The sequence below is a fragment of the Sediminibacterium ginsengisoli genome, assembly GCF_900167075.1.
GTDB lineage: Bacteria > Bacteroidota > Bacteroidia > Chitinophagales > Chitinophagaceae > Sediminibacterium > Sediminibacterium ginsengisoli.
Genome location: NZ_FUWH01000008.1, coordinates 51828 through 65646, shown reverse-complemented (window position 1 = coordinate 65646; position 13819 = coordinate 51828). Strand labels below are relative to the sequence as shown.

Below are 13819 nucleotides of genomic sequence, written 5' to 3'. Positions count from 1 at the left end.
TTACTATTTCCGTGAGAAATAATGACCGATAGCGGTAAATGCATGAGTTGCTGCTGTAATAACAGCTTCTTCACACCGATTGTTCACAGTAAAATCCGTTAATTCCTGCAGGAAATTTTTCCAGCGGCTGCCCGTTTCATCTCCGTAGCCATGAAAATAGGCAGCTCCTGCGGTTGCATTTACCGGGATGGTCTTACTGATATGTTTGAGGATTACCCTGCCGCCCAGGGTAGAACCCTCAATCACATACATATACCCCATGGCCTGTGCTGCAGAAAGCGGGCCAGGTGTAATAACGAAATCCTCAGAATGTGGCGTTTTGCCTAAAAAGGCAAGATCGGCTGCAAGTGCCGGTAGCTTATGGCGGCCTGATGTATCAGCAATATCTTTTATAGCAGGGAAAACAGTCTGCTCGCAATATTCGATCACGCGATACATATAAGAAAGGTAGGCAGCGTAATCATCTTTACGCACATCCGGCCGCATCAGCGCAGCGGAAAGGGGATTCTGTTCCAGCTGCTGGTGCTGTGGGGCAGTTTCGGAACGCAATCTTTGCAGGAAAGCCTGTTCGGCGTCTGTCTGGATCATCATATTCTATCGGCAATTGGAGCATTAATTATGCCTGTAAACAAAGCTTTTATCGCTGGAAGCAAAATTCTCCCAGTCAATGGATATAATATGGGCAACCATACCTCTCAGCACTTCGTAGGATTCGGGTTTGGTAACATACATGTTAGCACCTAAATCTTTTGATTGTGCTATGGCTTTCGAATCGTCTGAAGTGGAAAAAATTACCACGGGTGTCTGCTTCGAATAATGGTAGGAGCGCAATTCCTTCAATACTTCAAAACCGTTCTTCTCCGGCATATTGAGGTCAAGGAAAACAATGCTTGGACGGGGCGGCGGATTCTTTATGGCGTGCAGTAATTCATCACCTGTGCTATGCAGGTGCAGCGACAGAGACTGATTCATCTCATCTATTACACTTTTAAAAAGATCCTGATCATCCTTATCATCGTCAGTATAAAATATATTATAGTCTGATTTCATGCATTAAAGATAATCTTAAGAACCGGAAATTTTTCCGGATGAGGTGTGGAAATAGTTGCTCAAACTATTTGTAATACAGGCATTTGCGGTTTTATTCTTCCGCAACCCGGCATGGAAAACCTTGCTGCATTGCGCATTATGCCGAAATGCAGGGATCCTGTTAAATCCGGTTTTTTTTCACCCAAACCGGCTTGGCGGGGGCATTGGATCTGCCTGTTGCAGGATATCATTCAAATAATTGAACATCCTGCACCGGTATAGTTGGTATTTAAGCTGAAAGATGGCAACTTTACCGGAACGTGAGTACCCTGGCAAATATCAAACAATTAAAGCGCGACCTGTACAAGACAATATCGCTGGTATGGAATGCAGGTAAGGGAATTGCATGTGTAAATATAATCATGCAGGTTGCACTGGCCTTATTACCGGTACTTTCCCTGTACACCTTGAAACTGCTGATAGAAGCGGTAACCGGGCATACCGAAATCATTCCCGTCATCATCGCTTTCGGTATCATCCAGTTCCTGCAGGCCCTTGCAACTCAATATGCTGTTTATATAGGAACCCTGCAGCAGCAATTGCTCACGGATCATCTTTCGGCACAGGTACTGGAAAAGGCAACAGGTGTGGCGTACAGTTATTATGAGAATCCTGCTTATCACGACAGGCTTCACCTGGCCCAGCAGCAATCGCTGTTTAAAGCCGCAGCACTGCCTGCCAGTCTGAACAGTATTCTGACCAACAGCCTTTCTGTTTTATTCCTGGCCGGTTTCCTGTTTACCCTAGAACCATTGTTTGCCGCGCTTTTCGTGCTGCTTTCACTTCCGCTTGCGGTTGTAAAATGGTATTCGGGGCATGCACTGGTGAAAACAGATCACCGTTTGGCAAAGCAGGAGAGAGAGGCCGGTTATTATCACCAGGTATTAAGCGGGGTAAGCTTTGCCAAGGAAGTTCGTTTATTCGGTTTTGCTGCTGATTTTACCGGACGATTCAGACGGATCAGGGCTTATATTACCGCGGAAAGAAAAAAACAGCATAGCAGATGGATGCTGTACAGCCTGATCGCAGAAACACTGGAGATCGTTGTAATGGTCTCTATTTTCGCTTCACTCACAAAAAATGCGTGGGAAGGCACCATTACAATAGGCGTGCTGGTCATTTATATACAGGGTTTCCAGCGATTGCAAACCACATCAAGAAATTTCCTGCAGGCAGTGGTGCAACTTTTTCAGCAACGGGTTTTCCTGGGCGATCTTTTTTCGTTTTTCAATATGCCGTCGGTTTCCAGACCTGGTACAAAGGATCAGGATCTGAATGGCGGATTACATATTTCAGACCTTTCATTCACTTATCCGGGAGGCAGTCATCCTGTGCTTAAGGACATATCCATCGATTGCGAACCCGGGCAGATCATTGCCATTGTGGGCGAAAACGGATCAGGGAAGTCTACGCTTGTAAAATTGATGGCAAGATTATATGAATTGCAATCAGGAAGGATTCAGCTCGGCAGCAACCGGCTGGAAGATATATCCGAAGAAATATTCAGGAGTAAGAGTGCATTCGTTTTTCAGGATTTCGAAAAATATTTTTTATCCATCAATGATAATATCGCTTTTCAAACAGATGTAACAGCCGCTCAGCAGCAAGCGATCGAAGCCGCAGCGGAAATGTCGGGAGCGGCTTCTTTCATCAGAACATTACCAGCCGGATACCATACAAAACTCGGTCATATTTTTCATGGCGGCGTACAACTGAGCGGCGGACAATGGCAGAAAATTGCCATCGCAAGGCTGTTTTATAAAAATGCCGACCTGATTGTACTGGATGAACCTACCAGCGCCCTTGACGCTGCTGCCGAATTTGCTATCTTTGATAATATACGGAAACATAAAGCAGGTAAAATCATCGTACTGATCACGCACCGGTTGTATAACCTCAAGATCGCGGATCATATTTATTTTCTGCAGAACGGACGTATTGCGGAAGAAGGAAGTTTCAGCGAACTGGTTCAGTCGAACGGATTTTTCAGGGAAATGTATGATAAACAACAGTTATGACAGACAAGCCGGTATTTAAAACAGTGCGGATACGTTTCAACACAGCTTATCCGTTACAGAGCGATAAAAAGTGGCGCCTGCTTGTAAACGATACAGAGCAGCTGGCAGATCATATTGAAGTAGCGGGAAAAGTTTTTACCTCAACAGAAGAAGTAACAGGGCATGGCATCAAACATCACATTTCCTGTAATGCAGCATCTATTGAGGTAGAGGAAGAAAATAAGCAGATAACCGTTCGTATAGTTACCGCGTGATATGGAGATCGAAGTAATCAAAAACAGGTATAACCCGGAAATTGCACTGCTCTTGCTGTGTTGCCGGGTATTTACAGGTAGCGTAAATGCCGGGGCGATCAACGATTTTATTGCCGGTACACCTGTTGACTGGGCTCATTTTTATCAGCTGGCTGCTGCGCATCGTATCAGGCCTGTATTGCATGCGGTATTCAGCGATACGGGCATTAACGCAGATACAGGCGTAAAAGAACGTTTACGTTCTTTCTGCATGTCTCACACTGCCTTTGCATTAAAAAAATGCAATGAATCCGAACGCTTAACTGCTTTGCTCGCAGAACAGGGAATTACGGTAAAAACATATAAAGGGAGCGATTTTGCCAAAGTGGCTTATGGAAATATAAGTCTGAGGGAATCGGCAGATATTGATATCATGATCAACCAGTCAGATCTTGACCGGATTATACCCATTATGGAAGCCAATGGTTTTATGATGGACGACACGCTTTACTACAGGCGCTTTCGCAAAAGATATTTAAGTGCTGAAAAAGAAGCCGTGTTCAATTATAATGCTGAAAAAGGGTTTATGCAGGCAGATCTGCATTACAGACCCAGTAAGTATTATATGAATTACACCGGCACTTTCAGCGAAATGCTGGACGATGGATACCTGCTGGCCAGCCGTAGGTTTAATGAATATGATTATTTAAAACTGATGCTGGTAAACAGCGCCGTTGCAGATTATTTTCCTGATATCCGTTCCGTGCTAGATCTTGCAATGATGTATCAAAAAACGGGTAATGCTGCCGGAAATCTGGGTGATATTCCTGTTGTGTACAGCCAGTTAAGCAGCTTGTTGATAAAAGACCTGCTCGGGATGGGTGCAGCTGATGAAAAAGCCGTTCCGGAATCTGTAAGATCTGTGAGCAAGGCTCTTCGAGAACGGCTGCTGACGATGCAGCAAAAGCAACGGGTCTCTTTTGGAAAAGCTTTCTATTATAACATACGATTATCGGAAAACATCGCACAGAAAATGAGTGCGGTGCGCAGGGCCATTCATTTTGCATTAACACCCAACGGAAGAGATATCGATTCACATTACCTGCCCTTCTGGACATTGTACTACCTGAGCCGCCCGTTCAGGCTGCTTGTAAAAGCGGCAACCGGCAAAGCGGGGACTAACAAATAAAACCGGGAATATTGCAGATCAGGCAGTGAATTTGCTGATCATCCGCTTCAGCAGGTTGCAGGTTTCCTCAAAGCGGGAACTTTTGGTAAGAAATTCGGAGGCCCCCAGTTGTTTTGTCTCATCAATATCTTTCTGAAAAGAGGACGTACTGTAGATGATAATGGGAATATTACTCAGGTGAGCCATTTTCCGCATGGCGGAAAGGCACTGTTTGCCATTGATCAGCGGCATGTTCAGGTCGAGAAAGATCAGGTCGGGGAGGCCGGTAAGGCTGTTATTCAGCTGGGAAAGCGCCTTTTCGCAATTGGTGATGCCATCGAAATGCGCGTCGGGAACTACCTCGCCCACCGCTTCACGGAATATCTCAATATCATCGGTGTCGTCGTCAATAAGCAGGATATTCTCAATTTTTTTCATAGCGCTGCACGAATTTAGACATTAACTTTAACAGTAGGTTTAAAAAACCGCAAACAATAATATTGATCGCGGACTAAGTAAGTGATTATGAGCGAAAAAAACAATACCCAGACAGACTGGTTCCGGCAGATGATTGAGGAGGTGCAGGACTATGCAATCATCCGCCTGGATGCGGATGGTGTGATACAGAACTGGAACCTGGGTGCTGAAAAGATCAAAGGTTATCCGGCAGATGAGATCGTAGGTAAACACTTCCGCATCTTTTATACAGCGGAAGACCAGGCATCGGCCCTGCCGGAACAATTGATGAACCAGGCGGTAACAAAAGGCAAGGCAACACACGAAGGCTGGCGTGTACGCAAAAATGGTAATTGTTTCTGGGGAAGTACTGTGATCACTGCATTGCATAATGAACAGGGAGATGTGGTGAGCTTTTCCAAAGTGACCCGCGACCTCACTGAAAGAAAACTTGGGGAAGACCGGCTCAAAGAATACACACAGAAACTTGAATTCCATAACCAGGAACTGGAGCAGTTCACTTACCTGGCTTCGCACGATCTGCAGGAGCCGGTACGAAAAATTGAAACCTTTGCATACCGCCTGCTCGATAAAGCGGGGGATGAACTGAAACCGGAGAGCAGGCTTTACCTGGAAAAGATCATCGCAGCTACCGGAAGGATGGGGTCTTTGATGAAAGCCATCCTGAACTATTCACGACTTACTTATATCGAAGATTCTTTTGTGCCGACAGACCTGAACAAAATACTGCAGGACGTACTCAGTGATTTTGACCTGAAGATCCATGAAAAGCAGGCGGTAATAGAAGCAGACAGGCTGCCGGAAGTGGTGGGACTGCCCCTGTACCTGAACCAGCTGCTTTATAACCTGGTAGGAAATGCGCTTAAGTTTACCAGACCTGGTATACCGCCGGTGATCCGCATCACGTGCAGGCTCCTCAATTCAGGTGAAAAAATAAGGTACGGTTATCCCGAACGCAGTAAATGTTACCATATAGCAGTTGCTGATAACGGCATCGGTTTCAGCCAGGAATATGCGGAAGTGATCTTTATGATCTTCCAGCGGCTGAATGCACAGCATACTTATGAAGGCACGGGAATAGGGCTGGCACTCTGCCGTAAAATAGTGATGATACATGGCGGCCGTATCTGGGCTTCTTCAACAGAAGGAGAGGGCACCACTATTCATATGCTGCTTTGCGAATCAGGACCGGAGGAAAATTCTATGATGATGCAAGGTTGGCCCGGATAGTATCCCAGTAATCTTTCCCGTATGCCACAAAGATCTCTTCGCCGGGCTGGATATCTTTTTTGGAAGTGATATAAGCGCGTAAGCCATCGAGCTCATAATCGCAGTTATTGGTCAGACCCTTTACCCTGCTTAATCCGCGCGCGTCGTTGGCATATCTCGCCAGCGCTCTTTTGGTACGCAATGCATCAATTACATGTTGCGGGTTTACCTGGAAGATATAGCCGTTGTCGGCATCGTTCTCCACAGCTTTCCAGGTAGTGATGCGCCCTTTATATTCTACGATCTTTGTACCCTTGGGAATAAATATTTTAGTGAAAAGGCCGTTGCCGGAATTCGGCAGCTGCGACGGTTTTACAAACAGGTGTTTTTCCAATAATGCCATATGCAATGGTACAACATTAAATACATACTTTTTTTATTGCCCGGTAAAAGGTGACAGCCCTGATTTGATTTCTTCCGCTCGCTGCAGGAAGCTTTTTTCACCCAGCTTCGATTCTACTTCTGTAATGGCAGAAAGAAGGTTATTGGGTGTGGAGGTAAGCGCAGCGATAGCGCGGGTCATTGTGTCCCATACCGGTTGCATCTCCAGCACAAGACTGTTGCCTTTTTCTGTCAGTTGTATCAGCCGTTTCCGTTCGTCACTGCTGTCTTTCCGGGAGGAAATGATCTTTTCCCTTTCGAGCTCTTTCAGCAGGCTGATGGTGGATGGATGCGTATAACCGATTTCCGCCGCGATTTCCACCACACTGAGAGTTTTCTTCACATGAAGGGAATATACCACCGGGAACCATTTTGGTTCAAAGTCGATGCCGTAAGAACGGTAGATCTGTTGCCCGTCTTTACGGAGCTGTTCGCTCAGGCGCTGCAGGCGGGTAGAAATAGCGAGGAGTCCGAGCCCGTCGATGATCGAAGATTTAGGCATAAGTGGTAAGATCAAGATGATAGAATACGGTATCCGGCGCCATGAACGGAAAGTTTGCAGGCATCGCGCTTTTCTGAATAGGCTGAAATCCGTTCCGTTCATAAAACCGCTGGGCAGCTTTGAGTACATCAACCGTGCCGAGGTAGAGGTTTGTGATCCCGTTTGTGCGGGAATAGCCGATAAGCGCGGCCAGCAGTTGCTGTGCGATCTGTTTCTCCTTCCCCCGCCATTCTTTTTCCACAAACATTTTACGGATCGCCCCCGCGCCGCCGCCAATTCCGATCATAGCAATAGTGCCTACCAGCTTTTCTCCGGCCAGCGCACCCCAAAAGCCGCCCCCTGTTGCATGGTAATTTTTTTCAATATTGAGAAGATCGGGCTGCTTCTCCAGCGTAATGGGAATATTGAACTCGATTTGCTGTATCGGTAATATAAGTGCCTGAATAGCTGCACAATCACCGTTCGTAAGCGGACGAATTATTATGTTGTCCTCCATAAAAATCAATTTATGTATAAAATTACGTAGTTGACTACATATATTCAAAAATTTTTTTCACCTGCTCACGTGTATACGATGTTGACAACTTGAATGTACCGGATGCCGGATGGAGAAAAACGAATAAGTATCTTTCCTGTATGGATAACCGGTTTATTACCCTCCAGACGCTTTACAATATGGTGAAGGATGAGCCTCATCCGGATCAGTATGTATGCAGTACGCGCGAAATGATCCTGCATTCTACTTTCGGCTGGGAGCTGATCCATGCGCACCTGACATCGCTGGCAGAAGAAGGACTGGTTGTTTTCAAACAGATGGATACGCTTCATTTTTCCCTTACACCCGAAGGCGTTGCAAAAGCGGCAACCGATGCTGCACAGAACCCGCCGGCCGAACTTCAGCTGATCAGTGCCGGTCTTGTAATTGCCAATCTCTGAGTGCCAATTACACGTAAATTCGCCCTCTTTAATTTTTACGGACATGACGACGATGAGAAAGGAAGCATTCAGCACCTTAAGGTTAGGCCTGCCCATTATTATCGGGGAACTGGCGCAGATGGCGCTGCATATTATTGATATGGCAATGGTAGGAGCGATCGGTTATAAGCAGCTCGCCGCAGCAGCCCTTGTGCTGAACGTGATCAATATTCCTTTCGTGGTAGGTGTGGGCATGACGATCTCCGTGTCTCAGCTGGTATCGATGGCCAATGGCCGGAACAATACGGAACAGGTATCGCATTATTTTTTCAACGGTTTCTGTCTCTGTGCACTTTTTGCGCTGCTGATCTCCGGCGGACTGATCTATGGTCAGAACCTCTTGTACCACCTCGGCCAGGACCCTGAAGTGGTAAGACTGGCCTTGCCATTTCTGAAACTGGTGGGCCTGTCGATCATTCCCATGCTGTTGTTCATGACACTGAAGCAGTTCACGGACGGGCTCGAATTTACCAGGACGGCCATGTTACTGTCGCTGCTGGCCCTGCCGCTGAACATTGTACTGAACTGGCTGCTCATCTACGGTAACCTGGGTTTCCCGAGGCTTGAGCTGGCCGGGGCCGGCTGGGCTACTTTTATCACCCGTTGCTTTATCTTCCTGTTACTAGGCGGCGTGATCCTGAAACACAGGACTTTCCGGAAATATATTTTAGTTGCCTCAGCCCAGTGGAAATTGTCGAAGAAGAGCATGAAAGAACTGCTGCATATCGGTGTGCCGAGCAGCCTGCAGTTAGGGATGGAGACGGCGGCATTTGCGGTATCGGGTATTATCATCGGAACCATCAGTGCCGTGGCGCAGGCGGCGCACCAGATCGCACTCGGCTGCGCGGCGTTCACATTCATGGTATCGCTGGGGCTGGCACAGGCAGGTTCTATCCGCGTCAGCAATGCTTATGGCCGTTCCGATGGGAAACTGATCAATATGATCGGCAGGAGCACCATTGTTACGGCATTGATTTATGGCGGACTTTGTGCCTTGTTCTTTGCGCTCTGCAGGCATATATTACCGGTCTGGTTCAATGAGAATGCGGAAGTGGTGTCACTGGCAGCAACTTTATTGCTGTATGCAGCCGTATTCCAGGTGTCTGACAGTACGCAGGCTATCGGAGCAGGATTGTTGCGGGGTATTAAAGATGTAAAGCTGCCTACGGTATATGTTACTATTGCCTATTGGGTGATCGGGCTGCCGTTTGGATATTACCTCGCTTTCCACGCAGATATGGGCGCACAGGGAATGTGGCTGGGCCTGATTGCCGGGCTTACTGTGGCGTCTGTTTTACTGATCTACCGTTTCCTGCGTATGTCTGGCCGGTTGTTTCAGCCTGCCAGGGATTAATTTTTCTGCATCGAACGCTGCCCGATCCGGGTCAGTGCATTCAGCAAAAACCTGTTCTGTACTTCATTCGAAAAAGTGAAGGATAATTCACTGTTGGTCTTGTGTTCGTAGTCGATATCGTTATGCCCCATGTTCAGGTATAGCATATTGTATTTCCTGTTCGACCATGCTACGGGATAGTAGCCGCTATGCCAGATCTCATGTGCTTTAGGTCCGGTTCCCAAAGGAAAACTGGAAGGGTCGATCGAAAGCAGGATCTCGATGTCTGCATTTTTCCGCAGGTCTTTCTCCCAGCGGTACCATTCATTGGGGGCTGTTGTAAAAGTAGAAGGAATATTTTTCAGGAAGGGATGATCCCGTGCTTCTGTTTTAACAATGGCAGAAGTAGGACGCCAGGTATTGCTTCCATAACTGCCCGAACCCAGGAATTCATTGTGGTACCAATCCCAGTTTTGCGGATATGAAGAAGGTGTAAGTGCAAAAGCTGCAAAGTGAAAACCGATCCATCCGCCGCCCTTCCTCATATATCTTTCAAAAGCACTGCGCTGTATATCGGATTCAGGACGGGTATCGAGAAAAAGGACAACCTGGTAACGTGTGAGAAAACTATCATTGAGATTATTCCAGTTATTGGTAGAGTCGTAAACGAAACCGTTAGCGGCTGCCATTTGCGGAAACCAGCGGTTGGCTTCGTGTACAAAACTGATATGAGCGGGATCCTGTTTTGCCGTATAAAACGCAATTACTTTAAAAGGCTGCTGTGCGTATGTTGCAGTGCTGACCAGAATTGAAACAACAAGTATGCAGGGGAGAAAAAACTTCATGGGCAGGTTTTGTATAAAGTTAAGCAATCCCCTGCAGGTTGATGCCGCGGAATTGTACAGGTAATCGACGATCTTTAGGGGCGGGTAGGGGTAGTTGTTTTACTTTTGATTATTATTCATTCAAATCAAAATATAGGACTATGGAGTACAGACAATTGGGAAGTTCAGGTTTGCGGGTACCGGTATTGAGTTTTGGAACAGCCACATTCGGCGGTGGGAATGAGTTTTTCAAAGCCTGGGGCGCAACGCAGGTGGATGAAGCAACAAGGATGGTGAATCTTTGCCTGGATGCAGGTGTTAATCTTTTTGATACGGCGAATTCTTATTCGCGGGGCATGTCCGAAGAAATCCTGGGTAAAGCGATCAGCGGGCTGCGTAATAAAGTACTGATCTCAACCAAAATGACTTTCAGGATGGGCGATGATACCAATGATATCGGATCTTCCCGTTTCAATATCATCCGTTCCTGCGAAGCAAGCCTGAAGCGGCTGAACGTTGACCATATCGATATCTACCATATGCACGGTTTCGACGGGAATACACCCGTGCAGGAAACGTTGAGTGCACTGGAAACGCTGGTTCAGTCAGGCAAAGTGCGTTATATCGCCTGTTCTAATTTTTCCGGCTGGCACCTGATGAAATCCTTGTCGGTTTCCGAGCGTTATGGCTGGAGCCGTTATGTGGCACACCAGGCTTATTATTCTCTGCTGCGCCGTGAGTTTGAATGGGAACTGATGCCGCTCGGTGTTGACCAGGGTGTGGGAACGATTGTGTGGAGTCCTTTATCAGGCGGGCAGTTATCGGGCAAGATCAGGAGAGGCCAGCCTATGCCGGAAGGTTCAAGGTTTGGTCAGCTGGGCAGTCATGGTCCTGCTTCAGATCCGGAGCTGCTGTACAATATTGTTGATGTGCTGGAAGAGATCGCAGGCGAAACAGGTAAAACGATACCCCAGGTAGCATTGAACTGGTTGCTGCAACGACCAACTGTATCCAATATCATTATCGGCGCAAGAAATGAAGAGCAACTGAAGCAAAACCTCGGTGCCGTAGGCTGGAACCTTACAGTTGAACAGGTGAAGCGACTGGATGCGGTAAGTGAAGTGCCACCGGTTTACCCTTACTGGCATCAGAACGGGAATCCGGAGTTGAATACGAGAGCTATAAAATAGTGAGGGCAAACTGCGTTTCGGTGAGGGCGAAGTGAGGTAGCTGTGCTCTTGAGTGAGGGAAAGCTGCGCTTCGGTGAGGGAGCTGCGCTCTTGGTGAGGGTGTGCTTGCTGCACAGTGTGTGCGAAACTGGATTTGCCAACAGTGCAGAATTTAAACTCGTAAGCCCCGATTTGCAAGTTTACACACTTAATGGGATAGCCCCTCGCGTGCACCTATAACCCGCGACACAATCTCATGATGCAGCATCCTCACTCACTTCGCCCTCACCCAATGCCACAAGCATCCCCACCTCACCCTCACCCAATGCCCCAGGCATCCCCACCTCGCCCTCACCCAATGCCCCAGGCATCCTCACTTCGCCCTCACCCAATACCGCAGGTATCCCTCACTCAAAAAAGATCCGCACCGTCTGGTAGAACCATTTGTTATCAGTAGAAGTACCCGCCTGCTGCATTTGTTCGTTATAGCCCTGCAAGCCAAAAAGGCCGGCCATATTACCGTTGCGCAGTGCTATTTCGAGGTAGCCGGCAGAATTGAACCAGGCGAGTTTTTCGCTTTCGGATACGGAGTTGTAATTATCGCTGATCGTTTCGATGATCTCGTTGCGTTTGAATACGATCTTGAAGGCACGGCCATTGCGTTGTTCTTCAAATTCCTGCCGGGTGATATTGATCACCACGTTCTCGAAATTGTCGATGAAGAGGATCTGACCTTCCATCCAGTCGGGGCCGGATGTAGGACGTAAAGGATATTTCTCTTCGATCTCCTGTATCGGTTCCAGCATGCCGAGGCCTTTTTTATGAATGCCGCAGGCTGCTTCGGCCACCAGCTGGGTAAGTTCGAGTAGCGTATGCCGGCGGTCAACTTTAATGGCACCGATCTCGCGTGGTTTTTCGCCGGCTATCATGGTGAGCAGGCCGTTATCCGGGCAGATGATATATTGATCATTATAACGCGCCACCAGCAGGTGATGCAATGGAGCGCCGAAAAGGTTCACGATTACAAAATGAAAACTGCCAGTGGGGTAATATTTAAAGGCATTGCTGCAGGTATAGGCAGCCTGCGGGTAATTGGTCTGGGAGAGATAATGGGAGATGTCGGCAATGATCCACGAAGGGTCCAGTGAAAGGAACTGCCCTTTGATGGCGCCTACAAGAAAATCGCGCTGGCCAATATCAGTTGTAAGAGTTAAGATGGGCATGCCGGTAAATAAACGATCAGATAAGACAGTTATTTCACCAGTGCATCATTTTTAAAGAAAAAGTTTCTGACCAGTTTATCAGCCAGTGAAGGAAAGAAGCGGTTGAGATAAACTGTTTGCTTGCCCTGCATGGTAAGTACCAGGGTTCTTTTTCTTTTGGCAATGGCTTTGAGAATATAGGAAGCACATTCTTCAGCGCTCATCAGTTTTTTCTCGTCGAGCGGAGATTCACCCTGTGCCTGGCCGTCTTTGTTGAGGGCAGCATTCCTGATATTGGAAGCGGTGAAGCCCGGGCATACCCACATCACATTCACACCGCTGTTCAGCAGTTCGGTACGTAACGCTTCGAGAAAGCCGGTAACGGCATATTTGGAAGCAGAGTAACCGCTGCGGCCGGGTAAGCCCCTGAAGCCTGCAATGGAAGAAACGCCTGCAATAGTGCCCTTGTTCTGCTGGATATAGGGCAATGCGAATTTGGTGCAGTAAACAGTGCCCCAGAAGTTGATGTCCATCACTTTACGGATGGTATCCAGTTCTGCATCCTGAACCAGTGCACGCATGGAAACGCCGGCGTTATTGATCAGGATATCGATGGTGCCGAAATTTTTGACAACGGCATCGATAAAGATCTGGCAATCCTGTTCTTTGCTTACGTCTGCGGTATGGATGAACAGTGGTTGACCGGGATAAGTCTTTTGCAGCTGGTATAATTTGTCGTAATTACGGCTGCAGGTAGCCACTTTGGCGCCGTGCTGCAGGAAAATATCAACAAGTGCTTTACCGATCCCTTCCGAGCCGCCGGTGATCACCACTACTTTATTTTTGAAATCAGACATAAACAGAGCATTATCCCGCAAAAATAGGCAGTAAGTATTAGAGTCGGATAAGCGATCTTCAGAAAAGCCCGAAAAAAGTTCTCTAAAAATTTGGCTGGTTTTTAATTTCCCCTATTTTTGCACTCCCAAAACAAACAAGGTGAACACTTTGTGAGTGAATTAAAAGGGATGATTCCGTAGCTCAGTTGGTAGAGCAATACACTTTTAATGTATGGGTCCTGGGTTCGAGTCCCAGCGGGATCACAGAAACGACAAAAGGCTTCAGATATCTGAAGCCTTTTGTCGTTTCTGTGCTTTTGTTCGAGAGCTTCCTTCCTGATTA

16 protein-coding genes and 1 tRNA gene are annotated in these 13819 nt (G+C 47.3%); 8 read left to right on the top strand and 9 right to left on the bottom strand.

What is annotated here, in order from left to right:
* Window positions 1-3: 3 nt before the first annotated feature.
* Both B5D42_RS13210 and B5D42_RS13205 read right to left on the bottom strand, forming a co-directional pair.
* Window positions 4-591, bottom strand: a complete 588-nt coding sequence (locus tag B5D42_RS13210; protein ID WP_078831994.1) for a biliverdin-producing heme oxygenase — start codon at window positions 589-591, stop codon at window positions 4-6.
* A 21-nt stretch (window positions 592-612) separates the two neighbouring features.
* The gene (locus tag B5D42_RS13205; protein WP_078831993.1) at window positions 613-1050 is read right to left on the bottom strand and encodes a response regulator; all 438 of its coding nucleotides are present in this window, start codon (window positions 1048-1050) and stop codon (window positions 613-615) included.
* A 299-nt stretch (window positions 1051-1349) separates the two neighbouring features.
* Here B5D42_RS13205 and B5D42_RS13200 point away from each other — a divergent pair, with 299 nt between their 5' ends.
* Genes B5D42_RS13200 through B5D42_RS13190 form a run of 3 tightly spaced genes read left to right on the top strand, consistent with a single transcriptional unit; the run spans window position 1350 to window position 4529 of the window.
* Complete coding sequence (locus B5D42_RS13200; protein ID WP_217698827.1) at window positions 1350-3107, top strand: ABC transporter ATP-binding protein; 1758 nt, start codon at window positions 1350-1352, stop codon at window positions 3105-3107.
* The gene (locus B5D42_RS13195) at window positions 3104-3361 is read left to right on the top strand and encodes a hypothetical protein (RefSeq protein WP_078831992.1); all 258 of its coding nucleotides are present in this window, start codon (window positions 3104-3106) and stop codon (window positions 3359-3361) included. The genes B5D42_RS13200 and B5D42_RS13195 overlap by 4 nt, the downstream gene beginning before the upstream one ends.
* Before the next feature lies 1 nt (window position 3362).
* Entirely contained in the window at window positions 3363-4529 is a 1167-nt protein-coding gene (locus B5D42_RS13190) for a nucleotidyltransferase family protein (protein ID WP_078831991.1), read from the top strand.
* 18 nt (window positions 4530-4547) lie between these two features.
* Here B5D42_RS13190 and B5D42_RS13185 read toward each other — a convergent pair whose 3' ends face one another.
* On the bottom strand, window positions 4548-4946 hold the full coding sequence (locus B5D42_RS13185; protein WP_078831990.1) for a response regulator: 399 nt from the start codon (window positions 4944-4946) through the stop codon (window positions 4548-4550).
* 87 nt (window positions 4947-5033) lie between these two features.
* On the opposite strand from B5D42_RS13185, the gene B5D42_RS13180 reads away from it, so the two are divergent.
* The gene (locus B5D42_RS13180; protein ID WP_078831989.1) at window positions 5034-6215 is read left to right on the top strand and encodes a sensor histidine kinase; all 1182 of its coding nucleotides are present in this window, start codon (window positions 5034-5036) and stop codon (window positions 6213-6215) included.
* On the opposite strand, the gene B5D42_RS13175 is transcribed toward B5D42_RS13180, so the two are convergent.
* Genes B5D42_RS13175 through B5D42_RS13165 form a run of 3 tightly spaced genes read right to left on the bottom strand, consistent with a single transcriptional unit; the run spans window position 6187 to window position 7633 of the window.
* Window positions 6187-6597, bottom strand: coding sequence for an SET domain-containing protein (locus tag B5D42_RS13175; RefSeq protein ID WP_078832095.1), 411 nt, complete (start codon window positions 6595-6597; stop codon window positions 6187-6189). The genes B5D42_RS13180 and B5D42_RS13175 overlap by 29 nt on opposite strands.
* 33 nt (window positions 6598-6630) lie before the next feature.
* Window positions 6631-7137, bottom strand: coding sequence for a MarR family winged helix-turn-helix transcriptional regulator (locus B5D42_RS13170; protein WP_078831988.1), 507 nt, complete (start codon window positions 7135-7137; stop codon window positions 6631-6633).
* Window positions 7130-7633, bottom strand: coding sequence for a GNAT family N-acetyltransferase (locus tag B5D42_RS13165; RefSeq protein ID WP_078831987.1), 504 nt, complete (start codon window positions 7631-7633; stop codon window positions 7130-7132). The genes B5D42_RS13170 and B5D42_RS13165 overlap by 8 nt, the downstream gene beginning before the upstream one ends.
* 140 nt (window positions 7634-7773) lie before the next feature.
* On the opposite strand from B5D42_RS13165, the gene B5D42_RS13160 reads away from it, so the two are divergent.
* Window positions 7774-8073 carry a hypothetical protein gene (locus B5D42_RS13160; RefSeq protein WP_078831986.1) on the top strand — a complete coding sequence of 100 codons (300 nt, stop codon included), beginning with the start codon at window positions 7774-7776 and terminating at the stop codon, window positions 8071-8073.
* Window positions 8074-8116: 43 nt separating this feature from the next.
* Entirely contained in the window at window positions 8117-9466 is a 1350-nt protein-coding gene (locus tag B5D42_RS13155; RefSeq protein WP_245825677.1) for an MATE family efflux transporter, read from the top strand.
* On the opposite strand, the gene B5D42_RS13150 is transcribed toward B5D42_RS13155, so the two are convergent.
* Window positions 9463-10290, bottom strand: coding sequence for a ThuA domain-containing protein (locus tag B5D42_RS13150; RefSeq protein WP_078831984.1), 828 nt, complete (start codon window positions 10288-10290; stop codon window positions 9463-9465). The genes B5D42_RS13155 and B5D42_RS13150 overlap by 4 nt on opposite strands.
* 140 nt (window positions 10291-10430) lie before the next feature.
* On the opposite strand from B5D42_RS13150, the gene B5D42_RS13145 reads away from it, so the two are divergent.
* The gene (locus B5D42_RS13145; protein ID WP_078831983.1) at window positions 10431-11459 is read left to right on the top strand and encodes an aldo/keto reductase; all 1029 of its coding nucleotides are present in this window, start codon (window positions 10431-10433) and stop codon (window positions 11457-11459) included.
* Between the two features lie 386 nt (window positions 11460-11845).
* Here B5D42_RS13145 and B5D42_RS13140 read toward each other — a convergent pair whose 3' ends face one another.
* Both B5D42_RS13140 and B5D42_RS13135 read right to left on the bottom strand, forming a co-directional pair.
* Entirely contained in the window at window positions 11846-12661 is an 816-nt protein-coding gene (locus tag B5D42_RS13140; protein WP_078831982.1) for an SAM hydrolase/SAM-dependent halogenase family protein, read from the bottom strand.
* A 29-nt stretch (window positions 12662-12690) separates the two neighbouring features.
* Complete coding sequence (locus B5D42_RS13135; RefSeq protein ID WP_078831981.1) at window positions 12691-13497, bottom strand: SDR family oxidoreductase; 807 nt, start codon at window positions 13495-13497, stop codon at window positions 12691-12693.
* 170 nt (window positions 13498-13667) lie between these two features.
* Here B5D42_RS13135 and B5D42_RS13130 point away from each other — a divergent pair.
* A tRNA-Lys gene (locus tag B5D42_RS13130) sits at window positions 13668-13740 on the top strand.
* Window positions 13741-13819 lie beyond the last annotated feature (79 nt).

Coding starts and splice junctions, on each gene's coding strand:
- B5D42_RS13210 (WP_078831994.1), bottom strand. CDS start 591: ATGATGATCCAGACAGACGCCGAACAGGCTTTCCTGCAAAGATTGCGT.
- B5D42_RS13205 (WP_078831993.1), bottom strand. CDS start 1,050: ATGAAATCAGACTATAATATATTTTATACTGACGATGATAAGGATGAT.
- B5D42_RS13195 (WP_078831992.1), top strand. CDS start 3,104: ATGACAGACAAGCCGGTATTTAAAACAGTGCGGATACGTTTCAACACA.
- B5D42_RS13190 (WP_078831991.1), top strand. CDS start 3,363: ATGGAGATCGAAGTAATCAAAAACAGGTATAACCCGGAAATTGCACTG.
- B5D42_RS13185 (WP_078831990.1), bottom strand. CDS start 4,946: ATGAAAAAAATTGAGAATATCCTGCTTATTGACGACGACACCGATGAT.
- B5D42_RS13180 (WP_078831989.1), top strand. CDS start 5,034: ATGAGCGAAAAAAACAATACCCAGACAGACTGGTTCCGGCAGATGATT.
- B5D42_RS13175 (WP_078832095.1), bottom strand. CDS start 6,597: ATGGCATTATTGGAAAAACACCTGTTTGTAAAACCGTCGCAGCTGCCG.
- B5D42_RS13170 (WP_078831988.1), bottom strand. CDS start 7,137: ATGCCTAAATCTTCGATCATCGACGGGCTCGGACTCCTCGCTATTTCT.
- B5D42_RS13165 (WP_078831987.1), bottom strand. CDS start 7,633: ATGGAGGACAACATAATAATTCGTCCGCTTACGAACGGTGATTGTGCA.
- B5D42_RS13160 (WP_078831986.1), top strand. CDS start 7,774: ATGGATAACCGGTTTATTACCCTCCAGACGCTTTACAATATGGTGAAG.
- B5D42_RS13155 (WP_245825677.1), top strand. CDS start 8,117: ATGACGACGATGAGAAAGGAAGCATTCAGCACCTTAAGGTTAGGCCTG.
- B5D42_RS13150 (WP_078831984.1), bottom strand. CDS start 10,290: ATGAAGTTTTTTCTCCCCTGCATACTTGTTGTTTCAATTCTGGTCAGC.
- B5D42_RS13145 (WP_078831983.1), top strand. CDS start 10,431: ATGGAGTACAGACAATTGGGAAGTTCAGGTTTGCGGGTACCGGTATTG.
- B5D42_RS13140 (WP_078831982.1), bottom strand. CDS start 12,661: ATGCCCATCTTAACTCTTACAACTGATATTGGCCAGCGCGATTTTCTT.
- B5D42_RS13135 (WP_078831981.1), bottom strand. CDS start 13,497: ATGTCTGATTTCAAAAATAAAGTAGTGGTGATCACCGGCGGCTCGGAA.